We start from the raw sequence: 16,215 nt of genomic DNA on the forward strand, positions 1-16,215 counted from the left end.
CGCTCACGCTCCCTTCAGAACGAGTGCAATCGCTGCGGTCAGACGTTCCCAATTCTTCAACTCCGCTTCGAGCTGTTTTTTTCCAGCCTTCGTCAGCGAGTAAAACTTTGCCCTTCGATTATTCTCCGACTCCCCCCACTCCGCCTGAATCCAGCCTCTGTACTCTAACCGGTGCAGCGCGGGATAAAGCGAGCCCTGCCCGATCTGCAAAACCTCCCGCGAGACCTGCTGGATACGCTGCGCGATGCCCCACCCATGCATAGGCTGGAGGGAAAGCGACCTCAGAATGAGTAAATCAAGTGTTCCTTGCAAGAGATCGGACGGGGGTGGCATTGCACTCCTCTCGACATTCGACAACAGAATGATCCCGACTCTTGTCGAATGTCAAGGGGAAGTGTTCTTTATTCCACTACGATGAGGATCTGGCCCGCACTCACGGTCGCATCCACCGCTACCGCCACCTTTGCGATGCGGCCTGCCTTCGGAACCTTCAGCTCGTTCTGCATCTTCATGGCCTCAATCACGACTACGCCTTGCTGTTCCACCACTTCGTCGCCTTCACTCACCAATACACGCACTACACGTCCCGGCATCGGAGCCTTCACCGCGCGCGGGCCTGTCGCTCCATCTTCCTTCCCCCGGCGTCCACGCAGAGAGCGCGGATCGTCCACAACAAATTCGTAGCGACAGCCCGCGATCACGACAGCATCCCCATCGAGAACGCATCGATACTGACGCCCGTCAACGAGGAGGGAGAGAACTCCGGCCTCCACCGTGCGCACATCTACCTCTATCGCTTGTCCATCCACGGCGCAGCCAAGAACTCCAGCGTCCGCCAGATTTGCTGGCAAATCCACACGCCGTTTCCTGCCCTCGACCTCCACCCATAGGGTCATGCGCGGAGCCCTTCCCCACGTCCCGCGACCGTCCATCGACTCGTCGGAACCGAAATCGGAGAGGCAGCACCGTCCTTTCGCACCGCAGCAAATAGCGCTGCTGTCAATGCGATCACATCTTCCGGCACATTCGCCTGTTCCTTTGTTTCAGGACGAGCCAGTAGCCGCTCCAGATAGCCGGTGTCGATCTCCGCGGTACGGAAACCGTCGTCGAGCAGGATCCGGCGGAACAAGCCAATATTCGTACGGATGCCACCGACCACATACTCATCGAGAGCGCACAGCATTCGCGCAATGGCTGCCTGGCGGGTTTCACCGTAGGTTACGAGCTTCGACAGCATCGGGTCATACTCGAGAGGTACGGTCCATCCTTCATAGACACCGCAATCCTCACGTACTCCCGGGCCACCCGGCTGCACCAGACGCGTGATCTTTCCCGGAGACGGAAGAAAGTTGTTCTCCGGATCCTCTGCGTAGATTCTGCATTCAATCGCGTGCCCGCGAAGTTGAATCTCTTCCTGCTTCACCCCGAGCGTCTCTCCCATCGCGACGCGAAGCTGCATCTGGACCAGATCGAGCCCTGTGATGAGCTCAGTCACGGGATGCTCCACCTGCAAACGCGTATTCATCTCGAGAAAATAAAAGTCCCGCTCAGCATCTACCAGAAACTCCACCGTTCCTGCATTCACATACCCCGCGGAAAGCGCTAGCCGGACAGCGGCCTCACCCATCCGGCGCCGCAGGTCCTCGCCCACAATCGCAGATGGCGCTTCTTCAATCACTTTCTGGTGGCGCCGCTGCACCGAACACTCCCGCTCACCCAGATAGACGCAGTTGCCGTGCATATCTGCCAGTACCTGGATCTCGATATGACGCGGCCGCTCGATCAGCTTCTCAAGGTAGACCTCTCCTGAGCCAAAGCTTCGTTCGGCTTCGCTGCTCGCCGCCATATACGCTGCAGGAAGCTCCGCCTCGGTAAAGACCGCGCGCATTCCCTTTCCACCGCCACCGGCCGCCGCCTTCAGCATCACCGGATATCCGATCTGCGCGGCGACTCCAACCGCTTCATCAACCGTCGCGAGGCCCTTCACGCTTCCCGGGACCCGAGGCATCTGCGCAGCATCTGCGGCCTGCCGTGCCTTCGTTTTCGAGCCCAACGCTCGCATCGCACTGGCTGGTGGGCCGATAAAGGTCACTCCTGCCATCTCACAGGCCTCTGCGAAAGCGGGGTTCTCGGAAAGAAAGCCGTATCCTGGATGAATCGCATCGGCCCCCACGCGCCCTGCAACCTCCAGAATGAGATCCCCGCGTAGGTAGCTCTCCGCAGCCGGCCCCGGGCCCAACCGGTACGCCTCATCAGCATGCGAGACATGAAGAGCTGCTCGGTCCACATCCGAGTACACCGCCACTGTTGCCAGGCCCATCTCGCGACACGAGCGCATCACCCTTACCGCAATCTCACCCCGATTTGCAATCAACACTTTTTTCATAGTCGCAACAAGCCGCCATTTTACCGGGCCACAGAGATCCGTCCAAATGTTTGCTCAAGACGAGATAGCTTAGGCAACAGAGCAAGCAAAGACAAAAAGAAGAGCCTCCCGCTGTGGGAGGCTCTTTGCTCTTCGAAGGACCAGCGGCTACTGCATCGTTACGCCACCCTGGGTCTTCTCTTCTTTCTTCTTCTCGTTTTCCTTGCGGGCGCCCATGGCCTTCTGGCTCCACTCGTCGGCCTTGGCCAGGTCATCCTTGCGGGCGCTGTCATTGCCGCACTCAAGATCGGCCTGACGACGATACGTAAGATTGAGATACTGCATGGCATCGTCATAGGTCTTATTCACCTCGACAGCCTTTTGCAGATACTGCAAGCCCTCGGTGACCAACGCCGTGTTCGCGTCCTTCAACTTCTGGCACGACGCCTTACTCATCTTCACGTTGCCATTACCGTCGTCGGTCAGGCCATCCGCGGCAAGTATGGTCTGCGCGTTTTTGTACGCCTGAATCCAGTCCACAACGCCGATGGTGTAGTGCGCCTCAGCGTCATTCGAGTCGAGAGCGATCACCTTCTTCTGGTATTCCTTGGCCAGTTCGAACTTCTTCGTATTGAAGTTGATCGAAGCGATCTGCTTCAACGCGCCGACGTCATTGGGATCCTTTGCCAATACGGCCTGGAAGCCGTCCATCGCCTTCTGCGCCAGCGCCAGATTCTCTGGCGTATCTAGGTTCGGGACCACCTGATACGAATACGCAGTGGCGAGATAAAGCTTGGCCTGCTCGTAGCCGGGATCCAGCTCGATTGCGGTCTGAAAGTGGTTAACCGCCTCTTCATAGCGTGCGTTCTTGAACGCTTGCACGCCCTTCGTCAGCTGGTCACGCGCCTTCAGGCGATTGCACCCGGTAACAGAACTAAGCATCAGCGCCAGCAGAGCGGCCGTAACCGGGATCCGTGCGGTCAATTTCATGGGACGTGATATCTCCTTCAGGTGGGCGCGTATATGATCTGTGGACGGAATTTAGTGAAACGAAAATTTATGCTTGCCGATTGATTGTAATGGTATACCGCCCTGTGTGACCAGTGGCGGATGTTCTATTCCATGCAATTCTTCAGAATATTGTTCTAGCTTGAAGCAAATCCTTTGGAGAGCGGACTCAGCAGGGAAAGCTCCAAAGATCGAAATCGTCTTCCTGCAAAGGCAAACGAATCGGGCGGCCGCGCTTGTGGCCGGACCGCCCGAAACAATACTTGGTATGCGACCAGACTAAATCTTACTGTCCTGCTTCAACCCGCGGTGTGATCAGACCGATATTGTCGACCCCAGCCTGATGGCCGAAGTCGATGACCTCAGCAACCTTGCTGAAGTCCAGGTCTTTATCACCCTTGACGAACATTACTTTCTCTTGACGAGCCGTAAAAATCTCAACCAGCTTGGGTTCGACGTCCTGCTTGTTGAAAGAGGTGTCGTTGATCTTATACGAAGGCGCGCCTGCACCGTTAGAGAGAACCTGCACCACAATGGTGCGGTCATTTGGCGTATCGTTGGTTTTATTCTTTGGTGGCTGTGGCACCAGTGTATCCAGTCCCTTCGGGGTTACCGGTACGATCACCATGAAGATGATCAGCAGCACCAACAGCACATCGATCATCGGCGTTACATTTATTTCAGACATCGCTCCGCCGTGACTTCCACCACCGCCCATTCCCATAGCAAACCTCCTTCATTACACCGGTCTGCGCCTCGGCAGATCCGTAAAATCTTTACTTTTTCGTCGTTACGGGCTCAGCCTGCTCACGCTTCTCCGTAAGTAGACCAAGCTGGCTAACTCCCGCCGCTCGCACGCCGTCTACAGCATCCATCACCTTACCGTAGTTGGCTCGGGCATCGGCGCGCATAAAGACCTGCTTATTGGTCTTGTTCTCGAGCTTCGCCGAGATCTTCGGACCAAGATCGTCCAACGAAACCTTGTCGCCACCAAGGAAGGTCGTGCCATCGCGAGTAACTGCGATCGTGACCGCATCTTCCTTGTTCGCGTCTTCCATCACTGTGGCCGAATCGGTCTTCGGAAGGTCGACGTTTACCTTGTTGTTCAACATGGGAGTAATAACCATGAAGATGATCAACAGCACCAACATAACGTCCACCATCGGCGTAACGTTGATGTTGGAGTTGACCTTACTCCCTTCGTTCCGCGTTGCCATCGCCATATTTCTACACTCCGTCCGGCTTCGCCGTATTCACGTTCCTGCGATCGACCTGCCGCTGACTTTGACTCGATTCCTCCGGATACCCATCACCTGGGGGCATCCGGAGGGTCTTCGAGCTGTCATTCTCGCAGGATGTTCTTCGGTCCTTCAACTTCCAAGGGAAGTCCGGGGACTACCGGTGGCTCTGCTTGATGAAGTAGTCCACCAACTCGCTGGAGCTGTTGTCCATCTCCACGTCGAAGGCCTCAACCTTGCCGGTGAAGTAGTTGAAGGTCATAACAGCCGGAATAGCGACCAGAAGGCCGAAAGCCGTCGTCACCAGAGCTTCCGAAATACCACCGGCGACCGCGCCGATACCGGAGGTCTTCTGCGTAGCGATCTGCTGGAAGGCGTTCAAGATACCAACGACGGTTCCGAACAGGCCGATAAACGGTGCCGTCGATCCGATCGTCGCCAGACCGCCCAGGCCGCGCTTCAGCTTGGCGTGAACGATGGCTTCGGAGCGCTCAAGAGCGCGCTTGGAGCTCTCGATCTGCTCTTCCGTGATGGCGCCACCGGAACCGAAGCTGCGGAACTCCTGCAAACCGGCGGTGACAACCTCAGCGAGGTGCGACTTCTTGGAGCGATCGGCGACCTTGATCGCCTCATCCAGACGCCCATCCTTCAGTGCACCGGCAACCTTCGGGGCAAACTCACGCGACTGTTTGCGGGCAGCAGAGAAATAAAGAGCGCGGTCGATGATCACAGCCAGCGACCAAATTGACATGATGAAAAGAATAATAACGACCACACGGGCCAGGTTGCCCATGTTGCCCCAGAGCTGCAGGGGGCTGAAACCAACCTGCGCCTCCTGGAAAAACAGCGCGAGCGAGGTGGGTACATGAGCCATGTTTGCGAGATGAGCGAGAATCACAGAATATTCCTCCTGATTGGGAACTCTAAGCTTCGTATTTCAGATCCAGAGATCTCCCAGAGGTGCTGCGCCTGGGATGCCTGCGGAAAAATCGTTGTCGTCTCGAGCCGCCATATACTGCAGAGCAACCCGCGTGAAAGAGCCTAGCCGCCGAAGTTGAAATTGACCGTTATCGTGGTCTCAACTTCAGTTGCCTCGCCGTTCAGAACATACGGCTTATATTTCCAGTTTCGGACCGCGTCGAGTGCGGCCGCACGAAGCATCTCCGGTCCGCTGACTACCTGGAGATTCTCTACCGACCCGCCCTTGGAGATAATCGCGTGCAACACCACAGCACCCGAGACGTGTGCTGCCTTTGCAATCGGAGGGTAGATCGGCTTCGGCTGCGAGATCGCATTACCAGCAACAACGCCACTCGATACGCGAACCGGGCCCTTTGGCTTTTCAGCCTTCACTGTGGGAGCAGGCGCGTCTCCAAAACCGCCCATCACGCCGCCGGGAACACCCGACCCCGAACCCATGCCGCTCATACCGGCAACGCCGGCCATCTGCGGCGGAGGCGCAGCCTCTTCCTTCAACATCTTGATGTCCTTGGGGATCTTCGTCGGGGCATGCAAACCCTGATCGATCTCCGAAACCATCTTGATCGGCTTAATCACCTGCGCCGGCGGGGGCGGGGGTGGAGGTGGCGGTGGTGGTGGCGGTGCCGAAAGCATGGCGGTCATCGCCGTCTTAGGCAGGGCCTCGGGATACAGCAGCGGAATCAAAATCAGAGTTCCAAGGATCGCTCCGTTGAAAAGAAACGTGCCGATCATCCAGTACTTGGACTTGGTCTTGAGCTTGCCGCCGGACTCCATCAATGAATCTTCGAACATATCCAGCCTCGCGGAGAAGAGCTATTCGACTATAGACACCGCGCCTTTTTCGTTTGTTCCCAGTTTGGATCTTTTTTTTGAAATTCTTGGAATTATTTAAATTTTGCTGTGTTAAGCCTTTACTCGCTTGCCCGCAGGCAGCGACGCGCTCTTGCCTCGCCTCATACGCCACTCCTGGTAAGCCACCAGCATGGGCGCGGCAACGGCGATCGAAGAGTAGGTTCCAATCAAAATGCCCACCACCAGCGCGAACGAGAACCCGTGAAGTACTTCGCCGCCAAAAAGATACAGGCTAAGCACAGTCAGAAAAGTCAATCCCGACGTCAACACGGTTCGACTGAGCGTCTGGTTGATCGACCGGTTCACCACCTCGCTCAGGGACTCACGGCGCGAGCCTAAAAGGTTTTCGCGGATTCGATCGAAGATAACGATCGTGTCATTCATCGAATAGCCGATCAGGGTCAGAATCGCCGCGATCACCGTAAGAGTAATCTCCTGGTTCGTAAGGCTGAAGGCGCCGACCGTAATGAGGGTGTCATGGAAGACTGCCACGACCGCAGCTACACCATAGATCAGCTCAAACCGGAACCAGAGATAGATCAACATGCCGATCAGCGAATACACCGTGGCCAGAAACGCCTGGCTCTGCAGCTGCTTACCCGCCGTCGGGCCAACGATCTCCACCTGCTCTATCGTCGCCTTCGAGTCGTGATAGTTAGCCGCCAAGGCGCTCTCGACAGCCTGGCGGCCCGCATCGTGCGCCTGGTCGGTCGCCGAGGTGATCGGAAGCGCGATGATCACTTTGTTCGCCGCATGGCCGCTGGGATCGCTCACGCGCTGAATGCGCGCATCGTGAACGCCAGCCTTGTTCATCGCCTGGCGAATATGATCCTCATTCGGGTTCTGCTCGAACGCCACCCGGATCTGCGTTCCGCCGGTGAAGTCCACACCCTTAGGAATGCCATGCCAGAACAGCATGCTCAAGACTCCGGCGACGGAGAAGATCAGCGAAAATCCGAGGAAATACCACTTCTTCCCCAGCCAGTCGATATTCGAACTACGAAATAATTCCACGCTCTTACATCCTCGGGCGGCGGCTCCTGGGCCCCGCAATCTCAAAAACTTCAGGCTAGATCGAAAGCGCTACTGCTCCGCGCTCCTTGTTCTTCAGGTGCGCCTCAAAGATCATGCGCGAAACGAAGACCGCCGTAAACAGGTTCGCCAAAAGACCAAACGCCAGCGTTACCGCGAAGCCACGCACCGGTCCGGTCCCGAACAGGAACAGAATGAGCGCGGAAACGATCGTGGTTACGTGGGTATCGATGATCGTAATCCAGGCATGACCGAATCCCTGTTGCACAGCCATCGCCGCGGACTTGCCCGCTCGCAGCTCTTCGCGAATTCTCTCGAAGATCAGGACATTCGAGTCCACACCCATACCGATCGTCAGGATCACGCCGGCGATCCCCGGCAGCGTCAGCACCGAGCCCGCAAATCCCATAAAGCCCAGCAGAATGATCAAGTTCAGGATCAGCGCGAGACAGGCATTAATCCCCGCACCGCGATAGTAGAGCAGCATGAAGACCATTACGGCCGTAAGACCAACGACTGCCGCCATCACGCCCTGCCGGATCGAAGCTGCTCCCAGGCTGGGTCCAACCGTACGGGTCTCGAGGAATGTGATTGTCGCCGGAAGCGCGCCGGTTCTCAGCATCAGCGAGAGATCGGCGGCCTGCTGCTTGGTAAACCCACCCTCAATCTCACCGCGGTCGCGGATGGCCGAATTGATACTCGCAACCTCTTTTACCTTGTTATCCAGCACAATCGCCATCGAGCCCGGCGTCGCGCTCGTCGCGCTGTGTTCGCTGGTGTACTTGTAGAAGCGGTCCCCTGCCTCAGTGGTCAGGGTGAATGTGATATTCGGCCGTCCGTTCTGGTCGGTCGAGGGCTGCGCATCGCGAAAGTCCGTTCCCTCAACTTCGCTGACTCGCTTCAGCAGCCACACCTGGTCCGGGGCTCCAGCGGAGGCCGCCCCGTGCATCAATACCGAGTCGGCGGGAATCACACCACCGTTGGACTGCAGGGCCTCCTGATCGCTGGCGAATGGACCGCCTGCCACCGCATGAATCTCCAGCTTCGCCGTCGATTGAATAATCTCCTCGACGCGGCCCGGATCGCTCACGCCAGGCAACTCCACCAGAATCTGGTTGTCGCCCAGGCCATACTTCTGGATGACCGGTTCGGTCACGCCCAGCTTATCCACGCGCTCGCGGATCGTCTCGATCGAAGTATCAACCGTCCGGTTGGCAAGCTCATGCGCCGCCTGCTGCTTCATGGTCAGCGTCGTTGTGCCATCGCCGCCCGAAGCGACATCGTAGGAGCTGTAGTTCGGCCCGTTGAAGACTCCCCGCGCGTCACTCAGCTTCCCGGTGGGAATCCCCGACACGACAATCGTCTCCGACCGCGCCGGATCGATCCGTCCGGCGGACACACCTGGAATTCCGGCTGCCGCCAACTCTGTCTGCAGCCTTACCGCATCGCGGTCCACCGATGAGGCGATCGCCTCATCGACATGAACCTCCAGCACCAGATGGACTCCGCCCTTCAGATCGAGGCCCAGGTTGATGCGTCGAGCGATCGATTCCTTCAGTCCGCCGTGCGGGATACCCACAATGCCATAGCAGAACACCAATAGCACAGCAACTATGAAAGCCGTCTTACCGGCCAGATTCTTTCCCATAATCTCTCTTCATAGCGGTTGCGGCTTATATACCTTCAAGCCAAATTGCCGCGCCCGCTGTTTCTTCCTTCAAATCTCTCTTGATCCGGAGTTGCCCTCAGGCGCCCGGCTCATCCGTGGTGACCGCGGCGATCGCGCTCTTTACAAACTCCAGCTTCACTCCATCCGGCTGGACCCGAAGAATAAGCGAATCGTCCTTAATCGTCAGGACCGTCCCGCGAATTCCGCCATTGGTCGTCACGCGGTCGCCGGATTTGATCTGCTCCAGCATCGCCTGCCATTTTTTCTGCTTCCTTTGATTCGGAACAATCATCAAGAAATACAGCACGACGAAGAACAGAATTGGCAGAGCCAGGCTTCCCAGACTTCCCAGGCCACTCGGCGCACTCTGCAACCAGATTGCTAACATCCTCACAACTCCATTTCTATTTCTCTTGTTGAACAAGCACCCGCAGCGCAAAAAATACGCGCAGGAAGCGTGGAAAAGACGCAACCCCGCCGAGAGGCCAAAATGAGTGCCTAGCCCCTAAGCATCGCCGCTCGCATACCCCGGTGTCAAGAAAACGCGCTTCCCGATGGGCACTCGCTGAATCCAGGGCGCGGCCTACTCTTCTCCGGTCGCCGGCTTCAGCGGACCGACGCTGAAGTGGTCAAACACCACGGAAAAGTCTTGTTTGCCCGGCGCCGCCGCAACCATCCCGATCTTGACCGGCACATTCGGCGGAAAATACGCCAGCCTCAGCATCGACCAGCTTGTGTTATCAAGCGAATACTCGATCTGCACCGCGTCCTTATGCCGCTGAAGCCTAAGCCATATGGACTTCGGGCTGTCTGAACGCGGAATCACCGACCAGTCCGATACCTCCCGCGTCACGACTGCACTGATGTTCTGCTTGCCGTCCACGAATTCGATCCCGGTTTTGATCCAGTTCTTTTCATCAAGGCGGATCATAAGCCCCGCCTGATGATAGAGTTCGCGATACTCGCCCGAGATCCTGACCTTCGCCTCAAAATCTCCTTTTTGCTCCTGATACCGGAAAGGACCGTTGTCGCGGATAAACCCATAGTGCGTCACCCGCCAGTAATCCGTGCCGGCAGGGACGGTCTCAGTCAGGACCCCGGCCGACTCGTTCCACTTCGCAGGCTCGTGCTCCCACGCCAGCTTCGGCGTCTGCGCAAGTGATGAAAAGGAAAGGCTCAAGAGAGAGGTTGCAAGCGCGATCGCACGGGTCAAAGTCGCCTCCGTCGGAAGTCTATGCCGTATTCCTCCAGACCGTCCAGAATGCAATGGACATCTATAATCCCGGCAATGCCCGATACCCCACCCTCCGCAATCTCCGCTCCGGAACAGGACCCGCGCATCTACTTTGCCGCGGAACGCACTTTTCTCGCCTGGATTCGCACCGGACTTGCCTTGATGGGCCTGGGATTCGCCATCGCCCGCTTCGGCCTCTTCATCCGCCAGCTGCATATTTCCACCTCCCCCCATTCCACCGGCTCCGTCCCCAGCGCAGGCTCGGCTTTCACGGGAATCTCTCTGCTTGTCCTTGGGATCCTGGTCAACGTCCTCGGCGCAGTCGATTACTCGCTGACGATTCGAGCCCTGCGCGCCGGCAAATGGATCCCCGGCAGAATTTCGAGGATGGCCGTCACGCTCGCCATGGTGCTTGCCATCCTGGGCGCAGTCATGGCCATTCGCCTTTTCCTGCTCGGCTGAAATCCCTCTTCTCCCGCTAACTCCTTACCCTCCAAAAAAATGAGTCACTATTTTGCGGATCCTCGTCACATAACCGGAGGCCGCGCCATGAACCCCGTACTCTCTCCCGCCATTGCGAACTTCGCCGCCGCCCGTCGCGCCACCTTTCGCACCCTCCACGAGTCCGGCTTCTTCGTGATTCCCAATCCCTGGGATGTCGGCACCGCCCGCTACCTGCGTGCTCTCGGATTCAAGGCGCTAGCCACAACCAGCTCCGGCTTCGCCTTCTCCCACGGCCTGCCCGATGCCGACTGGGCCGTTCCCCGCGACGCCACCCTCGAGCACATCCGTTCCATCGCCTCCGCCGTCGACCTCCCCGTTAATGCCGACTTCGAATCCGGCTATGCTCACTCCCCCAACGAGGTCGCCGAAAACGTCCGCCTCTGCGTCGCCACCGGAGTCGCCGGCCTCTCGATCGAAGACGCCACAGGTGACCCGGTTCACCCGCTCTACGATCTCTCCCTCGCCTCCGAGCGCATTCGCGCCGCCAAGCAGGCCATCGGCCACTCTGGCGTTCTCCTCACAGCACGCGCCGAGGCCTTTCTCACCGGCCATCCCGAGCCTCTCCGAGAAGCTCTCCGCCGTCTGGAGGCCTACGCTGCCGCCGGAGCCGACGTCCTCTACGCCCCGGGAGCACGGACCCGCCCCGAGATCGAGGCCATCGTCAAAACTGCCCACCCACTGCCTGTCAACGTTCTTGTCTCTTCCAGTGCACCGCTTTCATTAGCCCAGCTTGAACAACTCGGAGTCCGTCGCGTCAGCACCGGCTCCGCTCTCGCGCGCGCCGCCTGGACCGGCTTCATCGCCGCCGCCCGGGGAATCGCACGCGAGCAGACCATGGCCGGCCTCGACCACATCACTCCCTACGACGAGATCAACGACTTCTTCCGGAAAGACCGCGCCGACCTCGCTATCGCCGAGGCAGACAAACAACAGTCCTGAATCCGCCCAGCTAAGTCTGGAACCGAAGCACGCCTCTTGCCTTCGCCTTGGCTGCCTCTTCCTCGCGGCTCTTGGGAGGCGCCGTCGTCTCGAGTGATCGAAGAAGGTCCCTTGAAATTCCGGCGATTGCGTCGATCGCCTCCTGAAACGCCTTCTCGTTCGCCTTCGACGGTTTGTTGAAGCCTGTTATCTTCCTCACAAACTGCAGGGAAGCCGCTCGCACCTCATCCTCCGTTACAGGCGGATCGAAGTTGAAGAGCGCCTTGATATTTCGGCACATAGCTGTACCTCCATTCCAGAGCCTTCGCACCACTCGAAACCACTTTACTCGCGCCGCGGGTCCTCCGCATCCCCTACTCGCCCATCACCGCCCCCGCGCTCCGGGTCCGCGCCCCCGCGCAGGTGCCCCCGATTCTCCTCGAACTGCTCCGCCAGCCAATCCTGTCTCTCCACCGACGACTCCTTCTCAAGAACGGAGCACACGAGACATGCTCCTGAAACCGTTACAAATTACAAAGACCTGGCCGTGATACCGGCGAGATCCTACCCTCCGCAGCCTCGCCCCCGATCAAGGATTCTCTTCCCTTCATCTCACTCCTCCTTCCGGCCTCCTGTCACACTCTCGTCCCCAGCTCCGTCATGGTGATGACGAACCGATTCCGCCCGATGTGACGGCGCGGCGTGCGATCGCGTCGGCGTCGAGCGCTGAGCGCTGAGCGCTGCTCGACTGCAACCGCATCACCGAAGGAGAACAGACACATGGAACCCATGAAACCAAGGATCGCCAACCCAGCCAACCTCATCCCGGATGCCATGCAGGCCCTCATGGCGCTTGGAGCAGTAGCCAAGAAAGACAATGGTGTCCCTACCTCCACACTTAACCTCGTCTATCTGCGGACCAGCCAGATCAATGGCTGCAGTGTCTGCGTCGATATGCACGCCCGCGCCGCAAAACAGGCCGGGGAGACGGACGAACGCCTCATCGCCGTCGGTGCATGGCGGGACGCTCCTTACTTCACCCCCGCCGAGCGTGCGGCACTCGCTCTCGCAGAGTCCGCGACTCGACTCCCCGACCGCTCCGATCCAGTCCCAGACGACGTCTGGTTCGAAGCCGCTCAGCACTACGACGAGAAGGCTCTTGCCTCCCTGACCGTTAACATTGCTGTCATCAACCTCTGGAATCGCCTGAACGTCCCCACCCGGCAGATTGCAGGGGAATGGATCAAATCCGCCGCGGCCCAGAAGTGGCAGCAGGAGAATGCAGCCGCAACCCGATAAACAACCGCACCGGTCATCGCGACATACGACGGCCGCTGCTTCACCCTGTCACGCCTGCCGACTCTGTTGCAAACTTACTGCCGCGCCCAGCAGCTGCTCTCCACCTGCGGAGACCTGCTCGGAAGCAACGCCTTCGAAACCTTCCCCGCAATCCTCGAGTCCCCTTCATCGAAAACTACTGCTCGGGGATGAGTGCGGACCCGTGCCAGACTCTTCGATCCCTTCTTCACCACCAAAGGCTCACCGATACGGGCCTGGGCCTATGGGAGATCATCTACCGCCACCGCGGCCTTCTCCGAGTAAGAAGCAGCCAGTCGCCCGAGCATCACGGAACGACCTTCAACATCTTCCTGCCCTTCGACGCCGTCGTCCGCTAAATCCGTGCAGACAGCCTCCACAGAAAGCCTCAGGCCATCGACCGCTACCGCTTATGGCAACCGTAAAGCATCCGGATCGCGGTCCATGAAACGCGAGAGCGCCTCGACAACCAGGTTGTGGTCGTCGCGCTGCGGAAGGCCGGAGACCGTGACCGCACCGATCACTCCCGCATTCACCACGTGCAGGGGGAAGCTCCCTCCATGCGTGGCATACTCGGCGTCGTCCAAAGCATACTTCTCACGCAGGCTCATATTGCTCTGCGCCAGGTACAAGCCCACCTGGTACGAACTGCGGTGGAAGCGCGCAACCACATTCGCCTTGCGCTGCACCCATCGGGCATTATCCGGCGTCGTGCCTTCGAGCGCCGCATAAAAGAGCGGCTGAATAGGCTGTCCGAAGCGACGAATGTCGATAACCAGCGCATGCTTACGCGCCTTTGCAAGATCCCGCAGAAGCGTTCCCAGACGCCAGGCATCTTCGTGGTCGAAACGGGGAAGACGTAGCTCGGTCTCCTGGTGAATGACCCGAGCCAGATCGGCGGATGAAGCCATAAGAGAATCCTCTGTTGTTAAAACGACGTGATTGCGATACTAATACTCGCCGATACAACTTTATCCTTGTTCTCTTTGCCTTGTCCCCTTCAGGAGGTTTTATGACCCTCGTTCGTACGCTGGCCGTCGCCGCTCTCTGCTCTTCGGCCCTTTCGCCCCTCGCAGCATCCGCGCAGGATCCACTCCATGCCTGGACTGGAGGAGCCGACCCTGCCGGCCTTGAGAGATGGGTGAATGCGCGGCTGGCGCAGGAGAAGGCCGACGTCGACAAACTGGTCGCGGTAAAAGGCGCGCGTACTATCGACAACACCGTGCGCCCCTACGACGACGCCCTGAACGAGCTGGCCCTCGCAGGCAATGAGGCGTATCTGATGTACTCGGTTGGGGACTCAGCCCCGCTCCGGGACAAGGGACAGGAGCTGGTCTCGAAGGTCTCTTCCGCAACCACCGACCTCAACCTGAACCAGCAGGTCTATCGTGCACTGGCTGCGGTTCCTCTACCGACAAGCGATCCGGCAACGAAACACTACATCGAACGCGCCCTGTTGGAGTATCGACTTGCAGGGGTGGACAAAGATGACGCAACCCGCGCGAAGATTCGAGGACTCCAGGACAAAATTACAGAGTCCTCCCTGATCTTCGGACGCAACGTCGCCGACGGAAAGCTTGAGGTATCGGCGACGAAGGCCGAACTGGACGGCCTTCCCGAGGATTACATCGTCCGGCACAAACCGAATGCCAGCGGCGTCTATACCCTCAATACGGATTCGCCAGACTCGACGCCCGTCTTCAACTTCGCCACGAGCCCCGATCTGCGCAAGCGAATGTACCTCTCCTACAACCAGAGGGCATACCCGAAGAACACCTCCGTGCTGAAAAGCATCCTCGAGACGAGGCAGGAACTGGCCACCACGCTTGGCTACAAAACCTTCGCAGACCTCGCAATGGCCGATCAGATGATGGGATCCGCCTCAAATCTGAAGACCTTTCTGGAACAGGTCGACACCACCTCGCGCACTGTCTCCGACAAGGAATACAAACTGCTCTTTGCCTTTGCCGAGACCCGGCAGCCCGGGCTGAAAAGCATCCCCGCCTCCGACGGTAACTACTGGGCCGAACAGTATCGGCGTGCGAAGTATGACTTCGACGCACAGAGCGTACGGCCCTATTTCCCCTACATGCCAGTGCAGGAAGGTATTCTCACTACGGCCGCGCACCTCTTTCACGTCGAGTTCAAGGCCGTTCCGGATGCGAAGACCTGGCACCCCTCCGTATCGACATACGATGTATTCGACGCAGTCGCCGGCGACCATAAAAAGCTGGGTCGAATCTACCTCGACATGCACCCTCGCGAGGGCAAGGACAAATGGTTCTCCTCGGCGCCTGTCGTCCCTGGTATCAACGGCAAACAACTTCCCGAGGGCGCTCTCATCTGCAACTTCCCTGGCGGCGAACCGGGAGATCCGGGGCTGATGGAGTACTCCGACGTAGTCACCTTCTTTCATGAGTTCGGCCACCTGATGCACCACATTCTCGGCGGTCAGGGTCAGTGGTCCAACGCCGGAGGCTTCAACGTCGAGGGCGACTTCGTCGAAGCTCCATCCCAGATGCTCGAGGAGATGTTCCGTGATCGCGGCATCCTCTCCGCCTTCGCGAAGAACTACAAGACCGGCGAGGTGATTCCCGCGGCGCTCGTCGAAAAGATGAACGCCGCCGGAGCCTATGGGCGAGGACGCTGGGTACAGTCGCAGCTCCTGTATTCGACCTTCGCCCTGCAAGTGCACGACCGTCCGCCTACCCAGATCGACTTCGACTCTCTGTGGCGCGAGGACTTTGGTCGCTTTTCCCAACTGCAGTTCGTCGACGGCAACCGCTTCTATGACAGCTTCACGCACCTCACCGGCTATTCGTCGAACTACTACACCTACATGCTCGACAAGGTCATCGCCGTTGACTTCTTCTCGAAGTTCGACCGATCGAATCTGCTGGGGGGTCCGGCCGCAATGCGTTACCGCAAAACCGTGCTCGAACCGGGTGCGGCGAAACCTGCAACCGAGCTGGTGAAAGACTTCCTCGGCCGCGAGCAGAGCCTCGATGCCCTGAAGACGTGGATGAACGAGGAGTTCGAGACCAGCGACACAAAGATGGCGGTTCAAAGATAACCCGGACCGTTGCCGCTACACTTG

The 16,215-nt window shown here is 58.5% G+C and carries 20 protein-coding genes; 5 read left to right on the plus strand and 15 right to left on the minus strand.

Translation table 11 applies throughout. The annotated features are described in order from the left end of the window. Window positions 1–3 precede the first annotated feature (3 nt). The 12 genes from BDD14_RS14425 to BDD14_RS14480 form a co-directional block, all read right to left on the minus strand. Window positions 4–333, minus strand: coding sequence for a PadR family transcriptional regulator (locus tag BDD14_RS14425; RefSeq protein WP_130419415.1), 330 nt, complete (start codon window positions 331–333; stop codon window positions 4–6). Between the two features lie 68 nt (window positions 334–401). Next, on the minus strand, window positions 402–857 hold the full coding sequence (locus BDD14_RS33725) for a biotin/lipoyl-containing protein (protein WP_165420085.1): 456 nt from the start codon (window positions 855–857) through the stop codon (window positions 402–404). A gap of 35 nt (window positions 858–892) precedes the next feature. Beyond that, complete coding sequence (locus BDD14_RS14435; RefSeq protein WP_130419417.1) at window positions 893–2,386, minus strand: acetyl-CoA carboxylase biotin carboxylase subunit; 1,494 nt, start codon at window positions 2,384–2,386, stop codon at window positions 893–895. Window positions 2,387–2,533: 147 nt separating this feature from the next. Then, a complete protein-coding gene (locus BDD14_RS14440) occupies window positions 2,534–3,355 on the minus strand; it encodes a tetratricopeptide repeat protein (protein WP_130419418.1) in 822 nt (273 codons plus the stop codon). 304 nt (window positions 3,356–3,659) lie between these two features. Then, window positions 3,660–4,097, minus strand: coding sequence for an ExbD/TolR family protein (locus tag BDD14_RS14445; RefSeq protein WP_130419419.1), 438 nt, complete (start codon window positions 4,095–4,097; stop codon window positions 3,660–3,662). 52 nt (window positions 4,098–4,149) lie between these two features. Next, the gene (locus tag BDD14_RS14450; RefSeq protein WP_130419420.1) at window positions 4,150–4,596 is read right to left on the minus strand and encodes an ExbD/TolR family protein; all 447 of its coding nucleotides are present in this window, start codon (window positions 4,594–4,596) and stop codon (window positions 4,150–4,152) included. A gap of 172 nt (window positions 4,597–4,768) precedes the next feature. Then, window positions 4,769–5,509, minus strand: a complete 741-nt coding sequence (locus tag BDD14_RS14455) for a MotA/TolQ/ExbB proton channel family protein (RefSeq protein WP_130419421.1) — start codon at window positions 5,507–5,509, stop codon at window positions 4,769–4,771. Between the two features lie 143 nt (window positions 5,510–5,652). Beyond that, window positions 5,653–6,384 (minus strand): energy transducer TonB, encoded by a 732-nt coding sequence (locus BDD14_RS14460; RefSeq protein WP_130419422.1) that lies wholly within the window; start codon window positions 6,382–6,384, stop codon window positions 5,653–5,655. A gap of 111 nt (window positions 6,385–6,495) precedes the next feature. Then, window positions 6,496–7,458 carry a protein translocase subunit SecF gene (gene secF, locus BDD14_RS14465; protein ID WP_130419423.1) on the minus strand — a complete coding sequence of 321 codons (963 nt, stop codon included), beginning with the start codon at window positions 7,456–7,458 and terminating at the stop codon, window positions 6,496–6,498. Between the two features lie 55 nt (window positions 7,459–7,513). After that, window positions 7,514–9,124: a protein translocase subunit SecD gene (gene secD, locus BDD14_RS14470; protein WP_130419424.1), complete on the minus strand. Its 1,611-nt coding sequence runs from the start codon at window positions 9,122–9,124 to the stop codon at window positions 7,514–7,516. Between the two features lie 97 nt (window positions 9,125–9,221). Next, window positions 9,222–9,533 (minus strand): preprotein translocase subunit YajC, encoded by a 312-nt coding sequence (gene yajC / locus BDD14_RS14475; RefSeq protein ID WP_130419425.1) that lies wholly within the window; start codon window positions 9,531–9,533, stop codon window positions 9,222–9,224. A 195-nt stretch (window positions 9,534–9,728) separates the two neighbouring features. Then, window positions 9,729–10,358 (minus strand): DUF1349 domain-containing protein, encoded by a 630-nt coding sequence (locus BDD14_RS14480; protein ID WP_242617951.1) that lies wholly within the window; start codon window positions 10,356–10,358, stop codon window positions 9,729–9,731. 75 nt (window positions 10,359–10,433) lie between these two features. Between BDD14_RS14480 and BDD14_RS14485 the strand changes: the two genes are divergently transcribed. Further along, a complete protein-coding gene (locus BDD14_RS14485) occupies window positions 10,434–10,841 on the plus strand; it encodes a YidH family protein (RefSeq protein ID WP_242617952.1) in 408 nt (135 codons plus the stop codon). A gap of 87 nt (window positions 10,842–10,928) precedes the next feature. Continuing rightward, window positions 10,929–11,822 (plus strand): isocitrate lyase/PEP mutase family protein, encoded by an 894-nt coding sequence (locus BDD14_RS14490; RefSeq protein ID WP_130419426.1) that lies wholly within the window; start codon window positions 10,929–10,931, stop codon window positions 11,820–11,822. Between the two features lie 10 nt (window positions 11,823–11,832). Here the strand turns inward: BDD14_RS14490 and BDD14_RS14495 are convergent, their stop codons facing one another. Together BDD14_RS14495 and BDD14_RS31840 are read right to left on the minus strand one after the other, a co-directional pair. Continuing rightward, window positions 11,833–12,102 (minus strand): DUF2277 domain-containing protein, encoded by a 270-nt coding sequence (locus BDD14_RS14495; RefSeq protein ID WP_130419427.1) that lies wholly within the window; start codon window positions 12,100–12,102, stop codon window positions 11,833–11,835. Between the two features lie 44 nt (window positions 12,103–12,146). Then, window positions 12,147–12,305, minus strand: coding sequence for a hypothetical protein (locus tag BDD14_RS31840; RefSeq protein ID WP_165420086.1), 159 nt, complete (start codon window positions 12,303–12,305; stop codon window positions 12,147–12,149). A gap of 276 nt (window positions 12,306–12,581) precedes the next feature. On the opposite strand from BDD14_RS31840, the gene BDD14_RS14500 reads away from it, so the two are divergent. Both BDD14_RS14500 and BDD14_RS14505 read left to right on the plus strand, forming a co-directional pair. Continuing rightward, window positions 12,582–13,100 (plus strand): carboxymuconolactone decarboxylase family protein, encoded by a 519-nt coding sequence (locus BDD14_RS14500; protein WP_242617953.1) that lies wholly within the window; start codon window positions 12,582–12,584, stop codon window positions 13,098–13,100. 188 nt (window positions 13,101–13,288) lie between these two features. Next, window positions 13,289–13,477: a hypothetical protein gene (locus tag BDD14_RS14505; RefSeq protein WP_130419428.1), complete on the plus strand. Its 189-nt coding sequence runs from the start codon at window positions 13,289–13,291 to the stop codon at window positions 13,475–13,477. A 51-nt stretch (window positions 13,478–13,528) separates the two neighbouring features. Here BDD14_RS14505 and BDD14_RS14510 read toward each other — a convergent pair whose 3' ends face one another. Beyond that, complete coding sequence (locus tag BDD14_RS14510; protein WP_130419429.1) at window positions 13,529–14,029, minus strand: heme-degrading domain-containing protein; 501 nt, start codon at window positions 14,027–14,029, stop codon at window positions 13,529–13,531. Between the two features lie 101 nt (window positions 14,030–14,130). On the opposite strand from BDD14_RS14510, the gene BDD14_RS14515 reads away from it, so the two are divergent. Next, window positions 14,131–16,191, plus strand: a complete 2,061-nt coding sequence (locus BDD14_RS14515; RefSeq protein WP_130419430.1) for a M3 family metallopeptidase — start codon at window positions 14,131–14,133, stop codon at window positions 16,189–16,191. Window positions 16,192–16,215 lie beyond the last annotated feature (24 nt).

This window comes from Edaphobacter modestus, assembly GCF_004217555.1.
Lineage (GTDB): Bacteria > Acidobacteriota > Terriglobia > Terriglobales > Acidobacteriaceae > Edaphobacter > Edaphobacter modestus.

Bases quoted from the DNA above. Each gene is read 5' to 3' on its own strand.
- BDD14_RS14425 (WP_130419415.1), bottom strand. From the start codon at position 333: ATGCCACCCCCGTCCGATCTCTTGCAAGGAACACTTGATTTACTCATT.
- BDD14_RS14440 (WP_130419418.1), bottom strand. From the start codon at position 3,355: ATGAAATTGACCGCACGGATCCCGGTTACGGCCGCTCTGCTGGCGCTG.
- yajC (WP_130419425.1), bottom strand. From the start codon at position 9,533: ATGTTAGCAATCTGGTTGCAGAGTGCGCCGAGTGGCCTGGGAAGTCTG.
- BDD14_RS14515 (WP_130419430.1), top strand. From the start codon at position 14,131: ATGACCCTCGTTCGTACGCTGGCCGTCGCCGCTCTCTGCTCTTCGGCC.
- BDD14_RS14450 (WP_130419420.1), bottom strand. From the start codon at position 4,596: ATGGCGATGGCAACGCGGAACGAAGGGAGTAAGGTCAACTCCAACATC.
- BDD14_RS14505 (WP_130419428.1), top strand. From the start codon at position 13,289: ATGAGTGCGGACCCGTGCCAGACTCTTCGATCCCTTCTTCACCACCAA.
- BDD14_RS14495 (WP_130419427.1), bottom strand. From the start codon at position 12,102: ATGTGCCGAAATATCAAGGCGCTCTTCAACTTCGATCCGCCTGTAACG.
- secD (WP_130419424.1), bottom strand. From the start codon at position 9,124: ATGGGAAAGAATCTGGCCGGTAAGACGGCTTTCATAGTTGCTGTGCTA.
- BDD14_RS14510 (WP_130419429.1), bottom strand. From the start codon at position 14,029: ATGGCTTCATCCGCCGATCTGGCTCGGGTCATTCACCAGGAGACCGAG.
- BDD14_RS14435 (WP_130419417.1), bottom strand. From the start codon at position 2,386: ATGAAAAAAGTGTTGATTGCAAATCGGGGTGAGATTGCGGTAAGGGTG.
- BDD14_RS14490 (WP_130419426.1), top strand. From the start codon at position 10,929: ATGAACCCCGTACTCTCTCCCGCCATTGCGAACTTCGCCGCCGCCCGT.
- BDD14_RS14500 (WP_242617953.1), top strand. From the start codon at position 12,582: ATGGAACCCATGAAACCAAGGATCGCCAACCCAGCCAACCTCATCCCG.
- BDD14_RS14485 (WP_242617952.1), top strand. From the start codon at position 10,434: ATGCCCGATACCCCACCCTCCGCAATCTCCGCTCCGGAACAGGACCCG.
- BDD14_RS14460 (WP_130419422.1), bottom strand. From the start codon at position 6,384: ATGTTCGAAGATTCATTGATGGAGTCCGGCGGCAAGCTCAAGACCAAG.
- BDD14_RS14445 (WP_130419419.1), bottom strand. From the start codon at position 4,097: ATGGGAATGGGCGGTGGTGGAAGTCACGGCGGAGCGATGTCTGAAATA.